This is a genomic window from Paenibacillus pabuli NBRC 13638, assembly GCF_001514495.1.
In the GTDB taxonomy this organism is placed as follows: domain Bacteria; phylum Bacillota; class Bacilli; order Paenibacillales; family Paenibacillaceae; genus Paenibacillus; species Paenibacillus pabuli.
Map to the genome: position 1 here is coordinate 23,965 of NZ_BCNM01000013.1, position 16,678 is coordinate 40,642.

The window sequence follows — 16,678 nt, forward strand, 5'->3', positions numbered from 1 at the left end:
ATATATTGATAAATAAAGGAGATCACAGGATGACAATTAAGATAGGAATTGATTATTATCCAGAGCAATGGACCCCGGAGTTATGGGAGAAAGATGCCCTACTTATGCAAGAGACGGGGGTTGCTGTTGTGCGAATGGCGGAGTTCGCCTGGAGCCGAATGGAACCGACCGAGGGTGATTATCAGTTTGAATGGTTGGATGCGGCTATAGAAGTATTCGCTTCGCGTGGCATGGAAATTGTGTTATGCACCCCCACCAATACCCCGCCAAACTGGATGACAACCCGTTATCCCGATGTGCTGCCCATGGATGAGCAACGTCAAATCATTCGGCCAGGTGTGCGTGGACATCGTTGCAACAACAGCTATTCCTTGAGAATGCTGGGCTCCAAATTTGTGGAAGCGATGTCACAGCGCTATGGTAAGCATCCCGCCATCATTGGCTGGCAAATCGATAACGAGATGCACTACCAGGAATGCCATTGTGATACATGTAATCGTGCATTTGTCGCTTGGCTGCAGAAGCGTTACTCCAATCTGGAAGAATTGAACCGGGAGTGGGGTACGGTCGTCTGGAGCGGCGAGTACAGCAGCTGGGCTGAGGTAACAACACCTCTCGGCACCAGCAAACCGATGAATCCTTCCTATCTTCTGGAGTACAAGCGGTTCTGTTCCGACAGCGTAGGCCACCTGCTGGGATGGCAGCTTGATATTTTACGCCGTAACTGTCCCGGTCAATTCGTGACGCATAACATGTGGCAATATCCCAATAGCTTGGACTATTATGATCTGCACAACGAATTGGACTTCGTCTCTGTCGATTATTATCCGAATGAGCTGTATCGCGATTATGGCGATCGGTTTCCGAGGAACGGAGCACTTACGCTGGACTTAGTTCGCGGCATCAAACGCCGGAATTTCTGGGTAATGGAACAACTCAGCGGAGCACAGGGCGCCTGGATGCCGATTCAACGCACCCCCTATCCTGGACTGATCCGTGCTCGTTCTTGGCAGACAATCGCTCGCGGTGCGGATATGGTCGTTCATTTCCGCTGGCGGAGTGCTACCGTTGGAGCTGAACAGTTCTGGCATGGGCTTATCGACCATAGCAATGTTCCTGGACGTAGGTTCAGGGAGTTCGCGGAGCTTACTCGCGAGGTGAACCAGTTAGGAGAACTGCTGGCCGACTCGACCATTGTTACCCAGGTTGCGATCCTGCATTCGCATGATCAGCATACGGCGCTTTCCCTTCAACCGCAGGCGGAAGGGGGAATGCACTATATAGACAATTTGTCCTCTATGCATAATGCATTGCTGAAAATGGGCGTCGGTACGGACGTTATCAACTGGACCGAGGAGCTCGACGGGTACAACCTGGTCATTGTCCCTTCTCTCTTCCTATTAAGTGAAGAAGTAGCACAGCGACTGGAGCGATTCGCAGCCAAGGGTGGTACGGTTGTTCTCACCAATCGGACTGGCGTGAAGAACATGCGGAACGTATGTGAGATGCTGCCTCTACCTGGGCTACTGGCGGAAGCGGCGGGTGTTGTCGTAAGTGAATATGATGCAATCGGCAACAGTGAGCATCGGATACGGAACGCGGAGGGCAAGACATTCGCTGCGAAGCAATGGTGTGATCTACTGGAACTGCGAGGTGCAGAGCCGATCGCCTGGTATGACAACGACTTTTACGAGGGTGTACCGGCGGTTACTGTCAATAAGCTTGGTGAAGGTGAAGTGTATTATGTCGGCACTTGGCCGGAGCCATCGTATTTCTATCAGCTGTTTGAAGACATATTGAAGGAGAAGGATTTGGCGCCCAAGATCCGGCTGCCGGAAGGTGTCGAGCTGTCGATTCGAACGAAGGGGGAGCAAAGCTTTCTGTTCCTGATCAATTTGACGAATGAGCAACGAGAGATTACACTGGACGTTCCTTATCACAGCTTGTTGACCAGCGAAAGATTGGATCAGAAGTTGACTCTTCCAGCTCTGGGAGTAGATATACTAACTGTTTAAGATCAGTAGCTTTTCATATTTAAGAAGGGATGTCTCACAAGGCTTAAGACCTTGAGGGGACATCCCTTCTCTTATTTCACTAACATTATATTACTGTCCATCCACTGTGAACCGATAACTTCCCGATTGAATTCCGATTATTGCATATGGACGACCATGCTCTTGCACATCATCATAGTCGATTGGAATTCCCCCCTCCATAACCACTGCTTGATCTAAAATAATAGGTAACTTAACCCTGCCATAGGTATTCGGAGGAATGGTCACTGTTAACTGTCACTTAACGATGATATTCCGAGCAATTCCTTATATAACCATTCCAGAATATGCCCCATCCTATCATGGTTGCGAGAACGGGAATCGTCCGTCCAAAATTCGGGCATTGCAGTTTCTCCACGCTCAACAAATCGAATATAACTTGGATGTTCTGGCTGCATCATCATATCAAAGACGATATCATTTCGTTTCAACCCTGCCAGAGCACCAAATAAAAAGCGTAGTCCAATCTCCCCTGACTTAAGTTGTCTCCCGGATGTGGCGTGTAATAGCGCAGCTTCCACATCGGATCGATACTCTTCTTCCACAAGCTTGAAGTATAGCGGAATGGCCTGTAGCTTTTACATGTTTACTTCTGTGAAGCGGGAGTTAACGGGTTGTGAAATGTGGGCATTCTCCACTTTATACTTAAACTAGAAAGATTCTCCCAATAAACCGATAATGTTGAAGATGGCATATTACGCCCAGTTCATATTACATAGAAGGAGTTGCACACTTTTGAGAAGATTTTATCCAGGTTTGGCGTTAACTATCATAGCGCTAATTACACTATCATTAAGCTCTACTCCAACAGAAGCAGCATCGAAGAAAGTAAGATTAGAACTGTCAGATGGAGCAACGTACTATGGCGAAGTTTTAGACGGGAAGCCTCATGGAAAAGGAACAGCCCGCTGGGGAGAATTTGAAGTGTATTCAGGAGATTGGGTGAATGGAAAGCGTCAAGGCGTAGGAAAGTATACATATAAATTAGTCAAAGGAGCGGGTGTACCTTTTGAAGATTATGATGAAGAGAACTTGGGAAACCGGGGAAGTTCACGATCATATTTGGGACTATAAATACACGATCAATGAAGGAACACTCAGCCAAGGAAATCTAATCCAAGGATATTACGCAACTCGTTCTTCTGATGTTGTTTCGCTAGGTTATACTGATAACAAGACGCAAATTAACATGGAAAACTATAATTTCGATGTCAAGTTAACCGGGGATGGGTACTTCTTTGATACTTATATCAATTATAAGAAGAAAATCGGTTCTTCTGAAATCCATATCGGGATTAAACCATCCGAATTCTCCAAAGGGACAATAACCAACGGTAAATTCACGGGGTCTACGCATCTAATCGACGAGATCATGTCATTAAAAGACACAACTAAGTAAGGATTGATTCCTAATTAGTGGAGGTTACACCAATGAGAAAAAGACGATGGATTGTGAGCATTGTTATCTTAGTTAGTATTTTATTACTAAGCGAATTGATCATGTACTCTGTAGGTAAAGTAGGGATCCTCAACACAACGAAAAGAGTCATTGCAGGTGCACCCCATGTCATTGTTCAAGGACAAACGTTATCTTACCAGGGAAAGATTAATTTTAACGACATCCAAAGTGTCGAGGGATATTCAACAAGCGATGAAGGGACGGCCTTATATAAAGCAATAGGGACCCCCGTCCCACCACCTTGGATTTATGTAAGAAAAGAAAACACTACCTTTTTCCGATATAAGCTTCCACAGCTTCCATGGAAACTATGATGATACCTCTCACTAACCATCCAACCCGTTAAACTGCCGAAGCATGTTGGTGAAACTCTCCAGCTCCTTATCATCCCATCTGGATATACGGTCATAAAAGGCGGACTCCTTCTCTTTGAGCGCACTCACCGTCGATTGTTGACCAAGCTCCGTCAAAGACAGCAAAATGCCGCGCCGATCTTCGGGGTCTGGCTCCTTGCTCACATACCCCGCTTGCTCAAGTTGTTTAATCAAACGGCTTACCGAACTGCGGTCCATAGCCGTCGCTTCTGCCAAAGCTGCGGCGCTTGCAGGACCGTAAGAGTACAACCACCGCACCAGATGAAAAGCAGCAGGCTGCAAGGTCGCATCAAAACGCTCGGCAGACCGAACATTAAGCGCATGTGAAGCACTAATCAGCGCATGAATCTGCTCACCAAGTGCCAGTTCCAGAGTTTCTCTATCTTTGGTTTTAACCGGATTTTCACTCATTATTGTTGTTCCCCTCTCCTCGATACATCAAAGTAGGCTTACGAATATATAGTTGACAAATATCAATTAAATTATATAGTTGATTTATGTCCATTATATAACTCGACCCTATTCGTGTCAAAAGGAGACCTATTATGAAAACAACACAACCCATTATTGTAATTACCGGAGCAACAAGTGGACTGGGGCAGCTTGCCGCCATTGAACTTGCCAAACGCGGTGCACATCTTGTACTCACAGCCAGAAGCCAGGCACGCGCCGATGCCACCAGAAACAAAATCAGGGAGATCGCGCCATCCACCAAGATCGATTTTTTCTTCGGGGACTTATCTGTACTGAACGATGTAAAACGGATTGGACTTGAAATTGCAGCTGCTTATCCGCGGATCGATGTACTTTTAAATAATGCGGGTCTTCATGCTTTTGAACAGAGAGTCACTTCCGAAGGATTTGCCGAGATGATCGCCGTGAACTATTTGGCACCTTGGCTGTTAACGCACACGTTGCACACTTCTCTAATGCAGGCTGGCCATGCCCGTGTCGTCAATGTTGCATCTGAAGCCTCGCGGAATCATGGCAAACTGGTACTGCCCTATGACTTGACGGATACCGATCCCTTTACTGCACGCGGCTCCTCCGCCATCTATGGCAAGACCAAACTGCTCAATATTATGTTTACTGGCGAACTTGCCCGTCAATGGGATGGAACTGGAATCCGAGTGAATGCTTTAAATCCAGGCTTTAATGTTACGGGTCTTGGACGAGAGTTATGGTTTGCGAGTGTGCTAGAGCGCATTCTAACGTTTTTGCATATCGGCGACCCGCGCCGGGGTGCAGACATTATGACTCGATTGGCTGTGGAGCCGAGTTTTGGAGAAGTTACGGGAGGGTATTTCAATGTTGGAAGCGGAGCATCCATAACTCCTGTGTATCCAGGCGGAAATGCTGAAATGCAAAATAAGCTGTGGAATGTTACAACACAATTACTGGAGCAGCGTGGTCTGCTGGAATAATTGAACCTTTTAATCATTAGAATTTTTATATAATCAAAAAAGCCGACATTTAGATGTTCGGCTTTTGCAGGTTCAGCTTCATTACTTTGGAGTAGTACCCTCTACATATACCGGTACAGCAGGATAATACTCCTGATTTTCATGTATAAATCCGTCATTCCCATAGAGATTCACAATAATATATCCATCTTTCAGCGGCATAGGAATAATCAAAGCACGTTTGCCATTCCAATAGTAACGGTCCTTTCTCTCGCTCTTATTGTCATCCCAATAAACAATGTTAACAAAATCCATGTCATGGATCAGAGCTTTGTCGTGAATAACGATGCAAAGGTAATCCCCCAACTTTTCTATCGAAATGCCTTCCTCATCTTCCTTCCATACATACTGATTCGGTTGCATGACAAGCTTATTCTTTGATGATTTGGTGAGCATGGATGCACTAGCGTTTTCCCCTTTTACATCAACTAAGAGTGCGGAGTGATCATTCACGATTTTGACATCTGCGTATTGCAGATGATGGGTTTTGAGATAACTATGAATTTCTCCCTTCGTGAGCGGTTCACCACTTGAACCATTCGTTAATAAAAGCATGGATAACATCAATTCAAATAAAAATTTCATTCTATGTACTCCTTGTCTGCTACAGGCTTCATTGTTAAGTGATGTACTTGATAATATCAAAAATATTGAATTCCAACAATTGGATGACAGAATAAGCCTTCCAGATAACAATCTGAAAGACTTCATCTCTTATCAATCCACCGTCACCCAAACCTGCATATTGTGTGTGACCATCACGATAGTATAACGTTCCTTCAACTCATGAGCCAATTCCTCGATTTTGAAGGTCGAGACGGGATCAAGCGATGCCTTAGCCTCATCCATCAGCAGAATGTCCGGCTCCACTGCCAATGCGCGTGCGATGCAGAGGCGCTGCTGCTGACCTCCGGACAGGCTTAATGCGGAACGCTTCAGGTTGTCTTTTACCTCGTCCCACAAGACAGCAGAGCGGAGGCTCTGTTCCACGATTTCATCCAGTTTCTTTTTGCCATGAATGCCATGTTGTCGTGGACCGAAGGCCACATTATCGTAGATGGATTTCGGAAAGGGATTTTTCCTAGATAAAAAGCTTCATCAATGTATTAAAAACTGGATTCACAATATAACCTGTCGGATGGATAGAATACCTCTTACCCGAGTTCAGACGGCTGATCTTCTCCATTTCCGCAGCGGACAGCTCAAAATCAAAGATCTCACTATTCTCTCTGATCCGCTTCGGATTGGATGACTTGGGAATCAGGATGACGCCCCGTTCCAGATGCCAACGCAAGATCACTTGAGCCACCGTCTTGCGATGATGATCAGCGATTTCCTTCAATACCGGATGCTGCAATAACACTTTATTTCCCTGCCCCAATGGACCCCATGCCTCATGCAAAATCTGATATTTGTCCATATAGGCATGCAGTTCATTCTGAGGAAATTCCGGGTGCGTCTCGATCTGGTTGATCATCGGCAAGATTTTCGCGTGCTTCCTTAATTCTTCCAGATGTTGAATCTCAAAGTTCGCGACCCCAATGACTCTGATCTTGCCTTCCTCGTATAATTCCTCCATGGCTTTCCACGTTTCGATATACTTTGGCGAGGCAAAATGGATTAAGTACATGTCAAGGTAATCGACACCCAGCTTGTTTATCGTCTTCTGGAAAGCTTTCCTGGTCGCTTCATAGCCATGATCCGTATTCCAGACTTTCGACGTGATGAAGAATTGCTGGCGCGGAATCTGACTATGCCGGATCTCTGCTCCCAGCGCTTTCTCATTCCCATAGATCCGGGCGGTATCAAAATGTCGGTACCCGACCTGAATGGCCTCACGGATCGCTGTTGTGAATTCTGCTTCTTTCGTTATTTTGTAAACCCCAAAACCCAGTTGGGGAATAGGAACTCCGTTTCTGGCTTCAACCACTTTTGTTTGCAAATTCATTTTGACTGCTCCTCTCAAAATAACGAAATATACTAAATATTTATTATATCTAGTTAAGTCCAAAAAAAGAGGCTAACCCTTTCTTTCTTCATGAAACAGATCGGTTAACCGTATGTCTTTTAAATAATTCTGCATGGCGACCTCCGCGCCTTCAAGATGATGAATGACCTTTTGTTTCACGTCGTCCACATCTTGCCCGTGGAGTGTTACATCGGTATGGATTTTAAACAAATCTTTGCCGGGTTCAACCGCCAGGAATACATCCAACATCGTAATTTCCGACAAAGGCTGGGCAAGCAATATGCCACCCTTGGCACCTTCTTTTGCGACCGTCAGTTTGGCGTTATTCAGGTTGCGAATGACTTTTACCGTCGTAGGAACCGGAATATTGAGCTGCTCCGAAATCAACTTAGTGGACAAAAAATTCGAACAGTTCTCCTCGGATAGAGCGTGAATATAGAGTAGAATAGAGATTCCCTGTGATAAGGCTGTAGAGTATGCCATTTCATTCATCCTAACTATTTCTTTTCTTAATATACTATATATCTTTTATATTTAGTTAGCAACTACACAACACCCTTTCACAGCAAGGTCAAGAAACATTCGGTTGACTATCCCCTTCCGGTGTAATAGAATGCCAATTTTAAATATATATCACGTTCATCTGCACATCATCCTGAACTTAAGAAAGGAGCTGATGGGATGGTTCGAATCGATGCATCCGGCTCTGGGCAGAGCATTCTTTCCATATTTGCCTGGAGCCTTTTCTAACAGCATTGAAGGTAAGAGCTTTGCCCCTCTATATATCCATTACGTTATATAGATAGGAGCAAAATCAGATGAAATACAAAAATGCAGACTATGTACTGCCAGCAGAACTGGTGCAGCGCATTCAACAATATATCCAGGGAACCTATTTGTATATCCCGGTCCAGGAAGAATATAAGAAACCATGGGGAGCATGTTCCGGTTCAAGAGCCATGTTACGAAAACGCAATAAGGGGATCGCTGAGGCTCATCATTCTGGAATTTCTGTTCGTCTTCTGGCACAGCAGTACTACCTGACAGAGCGCAGTATCCGCCGTATCCTTCTCCAGCATAAACACGGACAATATTAATACTGCATCATGTATGTCCTTGCTCGTTGTTAAGAGCATACGGTAATCTGTTTCTGAAGGATTCAAATCAGGAGGTGCCTTTACTTCATGTGTTTATACGTTAAACCACTTAGTATCGAATTTGAATACAACGGGATACCACAGGTTATTACACCTGCCCTAATTGGTAATCAACAGCATTCCTTTCTGGTAGATTGCGGTTACGCCGGCTTCGTTCCATATATTGAAAAAGCATTGAATAGACATGAGTTGTCGTTGTCCAATCTAACTGGCCTCATCATTACCCATCATGATCTGGATCATGTAGGCTCTCTCGCAGAGATCAAGCGAACCCATCCCGATATCCGGATTATCGCGCATGAACAGGAAGCTCCATATATTGATGGCACGAGAACCTCATTGCGGCTGGAGCAAGCGCTAGCAACGCTTAGCCTTCTACCTGAAAAAGACCAGCCAGCAGCGAAGGAATTCATCTGTACGTTGGAAATGATTGAACCAAGTCCGGTTGATCAGACGGTTCATGATCATGAGCTACTGCCATGGTGTGAAGGCATAGAGATTATACAGACACCTGGTCATACACCAGGGCACATATCCATTTACCTTCCCTCCATTCGTACCCTGATCGCTGGTGATGCTGTGGTCATTGAGAACAATGGGGAGCTCGGAATCGCCAATCCCCAGCATACACTGGACCTGAAGGAAGCGGTTCGCTCTGTACAACGTTTGCTTGGATATGAAATCGATACGTTGATTTGCTATCATGGGGGTCATTTTCAAGGGGATGTTCGAAGTGCGCTTCAACGTCTACTTCAATCCTATACACCGTGAAACACCACTAGCCCATACATATGTATGGGCTATTATTTATGGTCATCACTGCTGTCATACGGACGTATTAGCTTTACTGAGTTCACTCTATCCTCGATTTCATCGCTGCGTATTTGCTGGGAGTGATACCTACAGCGGCCTTGAAAGATCGACTGAACAGATGAATACTCGAAAAGCCAACCTCCTCGGCAATCCGGGTTAGATTATGTGTTCCTTCCATAATTCTTTTCTGGGACTGCTCTATTCTGATATGTGTCACATATTTGTGGAGAGTAATCCCCAGCTTGCTTTTGAACAAATGCGATAAATGGTTCGTCGATACACCAACATGACTACTGATGGCAGCATTATTTAATTGAGGGTCGGCGTAGCATTCATGAATATAACGAATCGACTTTTCGATGAATGCCCACCCCTTGGTCATGTTTCCCTCTTGGTCCTGATCTTCGGATTGATTTTTGAAAAACAAATGCAGCAATTCCAAACATATGGATTTCGTGATTAACGAAGACCCTCCCCGCTGCTCCTGAAACTCCTGATGCATGAGCGCAAATCTCTTTTTCCATTCAATTCGATCGGCTAGCTGCAAATGAGAGATTGGGCGTATGGAAGCCAGCTTCATTTCCCTATCCGCCGGATCGGGTCTATCACTATGCGTTGCACTCGTAGTTTTCAATACACTTCGCTCTTCCACATAATACAGATCAAAATGAAAAATATACTGAATCAATGGCTGTGTGGAGGTGGACCGAATGATATGAGACATGAATGGATGCATCAGCACGATATCGCCTTCTTTGACCAGGTATTTCACACCACTCAAGAAAAATTCCGCTTCCCCTTGTTCGATGTAGGTATACACATGATCGTGGTCTATCCATTCCCCTGCCAAAGAAAATGATTCCGTCATTCTTGCCGCTCTTACGAATGGCGAAATGCTATTCATCCATGGCTCATACACCTGCATTCCTCCCAACTGCTCTTCTCACTGATCCGGTTTATATTTTGGCAAACACGCTATCGAAGCCTGCTTTGGACTTGGCAAACAGTTCATTTGTATCAAGGGTTGGCGTCGGTGCTAGCACCTCTTGAGATACGACACCATTGTAACCAATCGCTTTTAGATTCTTTAAGAATCCCTGCAGATCGATTACGCCCTCGCCAGGGTATAAACGCTCATAATCCAACAATTCTTCAATCGGGAGATCATAGGCATCATTGATATGAACATGGACAATCTGTTCCTTCTTCAGATCCAACACTTCTTCGATCTGTAATCCATTCGTATGCCAATGATAGGAATCCACCAATAACCCTACATTCGGGGCATGAATTGTTTCGATCCAATCAAGCGTATCCTCCACACTCCAAATAAATGGATTCTTCCATTGGGTTCGCAGATGATGGCAGCCGACAAACTCCAGGCCTAGTCTTATTCCATATGCGTCCAGAATATCTGCACACAATCTCAATCGTTTGGTAGCTGCCGCCATAAATGATGCTGCTGGCTGATCCGTGGAAGGTAAAATATAGGTGCAACAGCTGTAACAGTTCAACGAAGCGGAGGCTTCTGCCATTTGAACCAGGGATTGAAGTCCTTCACGAAACTGTTCATCTGTGGTTCTCCAGTCCACGGTCAGGTCGGATGAACCGATGATCACCTGATTGCTTTCCAACAGATGTTTGGCCTGTTCCTTCCCAACCTCTTCAATAAATGAGAGCGGATTCAAATCTACAGACTGAAATCCGTATTTTGCAGCATTCGTAATATATTGTTCACTCGACTCGATGTTCCCCAAGCCTGCTCTTGTTAACCCTCTAATCATTCCAATCTCCTCCTAGGACCAGTCAAACAGTACACCGTTATACTGGTCTTTATTTGTTCTCAAACCCTCGTAGGCTTCTTGCGCTTGTTCCGGTTTCATCACATGACTGATCAATGGTTCGATATGCAGCTTGTTCCTTAACATCAGTTCAAATACAATGTTCGAATTTCTCACCAGTGAATGCTTGACGAATTCGTTCGGCTCAACCGGGAAGCGCCATTCATGTGCCCCCTTAAACGTAATGCAGCCTCGTCCATACAGGTGGCAGTAGTTCAATATATCGGTGACATCCGTGTGATATTCGCCTCGTGGACTGCCCAGGAAAATAATCTCTCCCAGCTTCCCGATCCACTCCAGACTTTGAACACCTACACGGGGTACACCCGTCGCCTCAATATGAGTGGATACACCTGCTCCATTCGTTATGGCGTGAATCTTTTCTTTTACTTTATCTTCTCCGCCATGAAGCGTATAGTCAACCCCACATGTCTGGGCAGTTCGAATTCGTTCTGGTGACAGGTCCACGCCAATCACAGTTGCACCTTGAAGGCGTGCCAATTGAGCAGCCAAATTCCCTACCAATCCAAGCCCCGTCACGCCCACAACATCCCCAAGTTCAATACTGGATACACGAACGGAGGTGAATGCCACGGTTGCCATGCGGGTGAAGGGAACCCACTTCAGATCCAGGTGCTCAGGTACCTTGATGAAAACATGATCTGTGGATACTACTTGATATTCAGCATGTTGACCATAATGAAACACAGCATCCCCGGGCTGAACATGGTGTACCCCCTGTCCCACCTCGATCACTTCACTTACACTCGCATACCCCGGACATACGGGAAGCTTGGCCCACTCTTCTTTTCCCGATAACATGGCCAACTCCGTTCCCGGACTGATGAGGGAATAGATCAGTTTAACCAATACTTCCTTCTCACCTAGGACTGGTAAAATAAAGTCCTCTTCTACCGTCTCCACTTGCAGCGGACGAGCAAACATGATCTTTCTATTCTTCATTGTTTCACTCCCTTCTTATCTTTTTAACTACAATATAAAACTTTTCATTAGCATTGTCTTTGATTGCAAAACCGATTTTTTATCTAAAACAACGATTTTTAAACCTTTGTAAGCAAATCCAGATAGACGTAAAAAGACTCACAAGATCGAGTGATCTGTGAGCCTCAAAATCAGGCCTATTCAGCCATGGTCTGATGCAGTGCGGTATACCCATTACAAAATCGGCTAATTCAGGGATAGCCAGCCGTCATTGAAACCGGATTGGCCGCATGGTTCCTTTTTTGCTAATTTCACAGCTACACTGGTTCCTTCTCAACCGCAAACTACGGCTGCAACCCACGAACCTCAAACTCATAGATTCGGGCTGCTGTATCGCCGCCCTGCGTCGGTTTCAGCACATTCAGTTTCACATAGCGGGCCGTGACCAGAGCAATCGCGTCCGATGTTTCGGCTGCGGCGTTTCCTTGCACGTTGACCACATCGGCCCAGGTCACACCGTCAGAACTGACTTGGATGGAATAGTCACTCGTATTAAAGCCGGACCACTCCCCACCACTCTCCGCATGTTTGATGACAAAACTACTAATCTGATGTTCTTCGCCAAGATCGACTTGTAGCCAATGCGCCTGATTACCCAGCGCGCACCACTTGCTGTTGCCCGTCACTTTACCGTCAATGGCCTTTTCTGCACCTTCCGCTGATCCACAGGCATGGTCAGCTGTCGCCTTTTTGCCCAGAGCGACATTTTGGATTCCAGAAGCAGCATTGCTGACGGTGATCAAAGCTTGCTTCGTTACCGTATCCTCTCCCGAGCTGTTGGTAGCTGTCAGCGTCACACTGTACGTGCCTTCCTTGTCATACGTTACCACTGGATTCTGCTCCGTACTGACAGCCGGACTGCCCTTCTCAAAAGTCCACGACCAGCCTTCCGTCACCTCGGAAGAGAGATCAGTGAAATGCACCTGCTGACCCGGTGCGATCAGCGTTGCATCAGCCTTGAACCCGGCTTCCGGCTTCGGATACGCGGGCCACTGGATGGTCACACTGGCAGCCTGGCCGCGCTCATAGTTTGTATTCACTGCCACGACTTTTAGTACAGTCGCCTGTTCTGCGTTGATTCTCTTCATCTCAGGCACATAGAACACGTTATTGGCGGTCGCACCCACCCAAGTCTCTTTACCGTCGGGCAGCACACGGTAAATCTCATACTGCTGAACTTCCTCATCCAGTGCTTTCCACTGTAATCTGGCATCACCGTAAATGCCCCCGCGGAAATCGGATTGGATGACATTCAATGCTTGAACTGCTTCAAGTGGCTTCACTGGATTAGCATTGTTCTGAATGGATATCTGACCAATATGGATGTCATAATCCGATATGATTTCCTTGCTGTCAAAATACAAAGACAATGCCACAATCCGCTTTCCTTTGTAAGGCGTCAGATTCAAGGTGTCCGTCGTCCAATCCTTTGCCTTTTTGTCTTTTACATCCAGAAAGACGAACTGGTCCGGATGATCTGCAAAAGCCAGGCCAACCTTCATGCTCGGCTTGTTCTGCGTTTTGTACGTGATCGACAGCTTGGTAGCTGGCTCAATCTTCAGATCGGTTTGATACAGCTTCAGATGGGTGGCATTTGCCGAACTTAGCGTACCCGCTACCTTGAGGGAACTGCCGCCATAGTAGGCATCCGACCAGTCGAGAGAAGGCTTCAGCGCCGTGCCCTTACTTTCTGCTAGCCAGCGCCATGTCGGAAGCACATCCTGTAAACTGCGGTTATTCCATCCGCTATCCCGTACCTGCTGGCCATGGACATAGAATTTCTCGCCACTGCCCGTATTGAAGCTGGTCGTGAACGGAAGCTGGTCCACCGGTGAAGATTCAACCACATGGTTCGCAATTCCTTTCCACGCCTTACTTGTCGCCGTATTGGCCGGGTTACCGTTCTGCCCTACCCAGAATTGATTCTCACGGGCAAAGAAATCGGACATGCTGTCGGCACTGTTGAACGACCAATCTGGCCGGTATATGCCCAGCGAGGTCACAGCAGGTTTGCCCTCAGGAAACAGCTGGTTCCATTTCAGACTGGTATCGTATCCGTTGGCTTCAACATCAATCCCTGCAAACAGTTCGAATGGCGATCTGCCCAGGCTCTTGGCCTTGGCCGCAGAACTGCCCAGATCATTCCACCAGAAGTTCAGGAACATGCTGTCTGATATCTTGCTGCCATTATCCTGCAGGAACATGGCATTCCGGTCCGTCAGGGCATTTTGCCAGGAAATATGGCCTTCCCTGGTCATGGAATCATACCAGATGATCTCCATACCCGCGGGCTTATGGTCCTGAAGATAACGGAGGAATGCTTTCAACAACTGTGCGTCTGCAGCTGTTCCACCCTCGGTTTCCTGATTGATAAACCAGCCGTCAAAACCATAATACTCGGCCACCTCAATCAGCTTATCGGCTGCCGGAAAGGAGCCATCGCTGTTCTGCTGAAGCATTTGCTTCACCCACTCATATTTGCCACCGTATACGGATGGCGGGAAGAACACTGTGCCCATGATTGGCACTCCATTCCGGTGTGCCGCATCAATCGTGTCGGCACTTGGCGGCACAATAATGCCTTCTCCCGCCGAGCCACCCCAATACACGAGCTTGTCAACATACTGCCAGTAAGAGAACGTATTTGCGGAAAATGTATCCGAGCCCTGCGACGGAACGCCGCTGGTTCCCTGATTCAGCGCAGACAAAGCCATGACTTTGGGATCTTTCGTTGCATTCGGATTAACTCCCTCTCCCGTGAAACGACTTTGGAGCGGAATGGTGCTCCGGTTGAAGGCCGCATCCGGGTCGGAAGCTGGATTCCATTGAAGCAATTGTTCAGGCAGCCAATAGGATGAATAAGGTTGCTTCGCCAAGGCCGCTGAGGAAAGAGCAGCGCATACCACGATTACAAATATAAGACTGGCACCAAGCTTTTTCATGCCATACCCTCCAATCCAGTTTTGGCAATTCAATCAGGTAAAAAGAAACGCCCATCAAAACCGGACAGACGTTTCCATGTCTTCTTTATTTTCAGGTTTATTTTGGATTGGCAGCTTTCCATTCATCGTATTGCTTTTGCGCTTCTGCAATCACTTTATCCAGACCTGCCGCTTTTAACTTCTCGATCGCTTTTGGCAGATGCTCATCCGGGTCTACTGCACCCGTCATAATGGATGGGTAGAATTCCTTCACGATGGCGGAGATGGAAGCCACTTCCGTCTTCACCGGGTCAGGATTGAAGTTGAAGCCAAAGCTCGGAGCAACCTTCGCGGAATTGTTGAATTCTTTGAATGCTTCCCACTTATCGGCTGGATCTTCCTTATGCATGTAGGTCAGGAACAGGTTACCCAGGGCAAAGCCAGGCATCTGGAATCCGTCCTTCATCGCTGGCAGATCCTCAATGACATTATCCGAAATCTTTTTGTAATGTGTACCTTCAATGCCATAGTTGATCAGGTTACGCAGATACGGATCGGTATTCAGCAAGTTCAGGAACATCATGGCCCGTTCCGGGTTCTTGGAGTTCGCCGAAATGGCATGCATAGCACCTGTTGCCGAGCCGGTGAAAATAACCGGATCCTGCATCGGTGTCGTCACGATATCATAGCCTGCGCTTCTAGACCATCCCAGTTCGGCGTAAGGCTGTGTCTGTTCACGATCAACGAACCATTTCCCCGTCTTGATGTTGTCGATGCCTTCCAATGTCGCTACATCCTTGCGCAGATAACCAGCCTGATAGTATTTGCGGATGGTTTTCAAGGAGCTCTTCAGCTCTTCGGATTCCAGCACATTAACGTATTTACCGGTGTCACCATTCATGTTGATACCAACCGGGAATTCGTCACCCAGCAGGAAGTCGAATGCCAGATAAGGCTTAAAGCCCTTCGGAACAGCCAGCGGAGTGATGTCCGCCGGTTCATTGTCCTTGATTTGCTTCAGGTAAGGCTCCAGATCCTCTAATGTACGAATCTTGGTGATGTCCATGTTGTATTTATCCACGTACTGCTTGTTGAAGCGCCATACCCATTGCGAAGCCAACTCTTTGTTGACTGGCACGGCATAGTTTTGACCACCGATCTGCGATCCTGTAAGGAATCGTGGATCAAGCTGTTCTTTAATGCCCTGACCGTACTTATCCAACAGGTCATTGATTGGCAGGAATGCACCTCTAGTAGCATTTGGCAGATAGTCATAAGCCCACGAAGAGGTGAAAGCGATATCATAATTTTCGCCCGAAGCGGTAATAACCGGCATCCGCTTGGAATAGTCGCCCCAGTCAATCATCGTGATGTCGACGGTTGTATTTATTTTCTCCATTAAGTATTTGTTCATTTCCTCCTGCACCATTGGCAGATCGCGCTGTGGACCACCAATCAGATATACCTTGAGCTCCACCGGGTCTTTATCGCCGGACTCTCCCCCGGATGCCGCATTCCCGCTAGTATCATTGGTATTACCGCCCCCGCAGCCTGCTAGCATCGTAGCAAAAGCAAGCATTAAGGCAGCCATGAGCAGTGCGATTTTTCTTGTCTTCATGTGTATC

Annotated in this window: 17 protein-coding genes and 1 pseudogene; 7 read left to right on the top strand and 11 right to left on the bottom strand. The window is 46.7% G+C overall.

All coding sequences use genetic code 11. The features are described from left to right. Positions 1–29: 29 nt before the first annotated feature. Positions 30–2,015, top strand: coding sequence for a beta-galactosidase (locus PPA03S_RS17885; protein ID WP_082704211.1), 1,986 nt, complete (start codon positions 30–32; stop codon positions 2,013–2,015). A gap of 269 nt (positions 2,016–2,284) precedes the next feature. Here PPA03S_RS17885 and PPA03S_RS17890 read toward each other — a convergent pair whose 3' ends face one another. Then, positions 2,285–2,620 (bottom strand): alpha-L-rhamnosidase-related protein, encoded by a 336-nt coding sequence (locus PPA03S_RS17890; RefSeq protein ID WP_082704212.1) that lies wholly within the window; start codon positions 2,618–2,620, stop codon positions 2,285–2,287. A 169-nt stretch (positions 2,621–2,789) separates the two neighbouring features. Here PPA03S_RS17890 and PPA03S_RS32385 point away from each other — a divergent pair, with 169 nt between their 5' ends. Genes PPA03S_RS32385 through PPA03S_RS17900 form a run of 3 tightly spaced genes read left to right on the top strand, consistent with a single transcriptional unit; the run spans position 2,790 to position 3,827 of the window. Then, positions 2,790–3,128, top strand: a complete 339-nt coding sequence (locus PPA03S_RS32385) for a hypothetical protein (RefSeq protein ID WP_245683654.1) — start codon at positions 2,790–2,792, stop codon at positions 3,126–3,128. Next, positions 3,073–3,453 carry a hypothetical protein gene (locus PPA03S_RS33715; protein ID WP_217998952.1) on the top strand — a complete coding sequence of 127 codons (381 nt, stop codon included), beginning with the start codon at positions 3,073–3,075 and terminating at the stop codon, positions 3,451–3,453. The genes PPA03S_RS32385 and PPA03S_RS33715 overlap by 56 nt, the downstream gene beginning before the upstream one ends. Positions 3,454–3,485: 32 nt before the next feature. Continuing rightward, the gene (locus PPA03S_RS17900) at positions 3,486–3,827 is read left to right on the top strand and encodes a hypothetical protein (protein WP_062324773.1); all 342 of its coding nucleotides are present in this window, start codon (positions 3,486–3,488) and stop codon (positions 3,825–3,827) included. Positions 3,828–3,839: 12 nt separating this feature from the next. Here PPA03S_RS17900 and PPA03S_RS17905 read toward each other — a convergent pair whose 3' ends face one another. Continuing rightward, positions 3,840–4,298: a MarR family winged helix-turn-helix transcriptional regulator gene (locus tag PPA03S_RS17905; protein WP_062324775.1), complete on the bottom strand. Its 459-nt coding sequence runs from the start codon at positions 4,296–4,298 to the stop codon at positions 3,840–3,842. A 134-nt stretch (positions 4,299–4,432) separates the two neighbouring features. Between PPA03S_RS17905 and PPA03S_RS17910 the strand changes: the two genes are divergently transcribed. Next, positions 4,433–5,311, top strand: a complete 879-nt coding sequence (locus PPA03S_RS17910; RefSeq protein ID WP_062324777.1) for an SDR family NAD(P)-dependent oxidoreductase — start codon at positions 4,433–4,435, stop codon at positions 5,309–5,311. A gap of 81 nt (positions 5,312–5,392) precedes the next feature. Here the strand turns inward: PPA03S_RS17910 and PPA03S_RS17915 are convergent, their stop codons facing one another. From PPA03S_RS17915 to PPA03S_RS17930, 4 genes and pseudogenes are all read right to left on the bottom strand, one after another. Continuing rightward, positions 5,393–5,935 carry a hypothetical protein gene (locus tag PPA03S_RS17915; RefSeq protein WP_062324779.1) on the bottom strand — a complete coding sequence of 181 codons (543 nt, stop codon included), beginning with the start codon at positions 5,933–5,935 and terminating at the stop codon, positions 5,393–5,395. Between the two features lie 156 nt (positions 5,936–6,091). After that, positions 6,092–6,427: pseudogene (locus PPA03S_RS17920) on the bottom strand (phosphate ABC transporter ATP-binding protein); the annotation flags it as partial. 4 nt (positions 6,428–6,431) lie between these two features. Beyond that, the gene (locus PPA03S_RS17925; RefSeq protein WP_062324781.1) at positions 6,432–7,298 is read right to left on the bottom strand and encodes an aldo/keto reductase; all 867 of its coding nucleotides are present in this window, start codon (positions 7,296–7,298) and stop codon (positions 6,432–6,434) included. 72 nt (positions 7,299–7,370) lie between these two features. Next, positions 7,371–7,811: an RrF2 family transcriptional regulator gene (locus PPA03S_RS17930; protein ID WP_082704215.1), complete on the bottom strand. Its 441-nt coding sequence runs from the start codon at positions 7,809–7,811 to the stop codon at positions 7,371–7,373. A gap of 326 nt (positions 7,812–8,137) precedes the next feature. Between PPA03S_RS17930 and PPA03S_RS17935 the strand changes: the two genes are divergently transcribed. Further along, a complete protein-coding gene (locus PPA03S_RS17935) occupies positions 8,138–8,416 on the top strand; it encodes a CD3324 family protein (protein WP_062324785.1) in 279 nt (92 codons plus the stop codon). Positions 8,417–8,503: 87 nt separating this feature from the next. Continuing rightward, positions 8,504–9,247 carry an MBL fold metallo-hydrolase gene (locus PPA03S_RS17940; RefSeq protein WP_062324786.1) on the top strand — a complete coding sequence of 248 codons (744 nt, stop codon included), beginning with the start codon at positions 8,504–8,506 and terminating at the stop codon, positions 9,245–9,247. A gap of 82 nt (positions 9,248–9,329) precedes the next feature. Here PPA03S_RS17940 and PPA03S_RS17945 read toward each other — a convergent pair whose 3' ends face one another. From PPA03S_RS17945 to PPA03S_RS17965, 5 genes are all read right to left on the bottom strand, one after another. Beyond that, positions 9,330–10,157, bottom strand: coding sequence for an AraC family transcriptional regulator (locus PPA03S_RS17945; RefSeq protein WP_217998951.1), 828 nt, complete (start codon positions 10,155–10,157; stop codon positions 9,330–9,332). A gap of 88 nt (positions 10,158–10,245) precedes the next feature. Then, entirely contained in the window at positions 10,246–11,073 is an 828-nt protein-coding gene (locus PPA03S_RS17950) for a sugar phosphate isomerase/epimerase family protein (protein ID WP_062324788.1), read from the bottom strand. A gap of 12 nt (positions 11,074–11,085) precedes the next feature. After that, entirely contained in the window at positions 11,086–12,093 is a 1,008-nt protein-coding gene (locus PPA03S_RS17955) for a zinc-dependent alcohol dehydrogenase (protein ID WP_062324789.1), read from the bottom strand. Between the two features lie 323 nt (positions 12,094–12,416). Beyond that, complete coding sequence (locus PPA03S_RS17960; RefSeq protein WP_062324791.1) at positions 12,417–15,074, bottom strand: endo-beta-N-acetylglucosaminidase; 2,658 nt, start codon at positions 15,072–15,074, stop codon at positions 12,417–12,419. A gap of 97 nt (positions 15,075–15,171) precedes the next feature. After that, positions 15,172–16,671 (bottom strand): ABC transporter substrate-binding protein, encoded by a 1,500-nt coding sequence (locus PPA03S_RS17965; RefSeq protein WP_062324793.1) that lies wholly within the window; start codon positions 16,669–16,671, stop codon positions 15,172–15,174. Positions 16,672–16,678 lie beyond the last annotated feature (7 nt).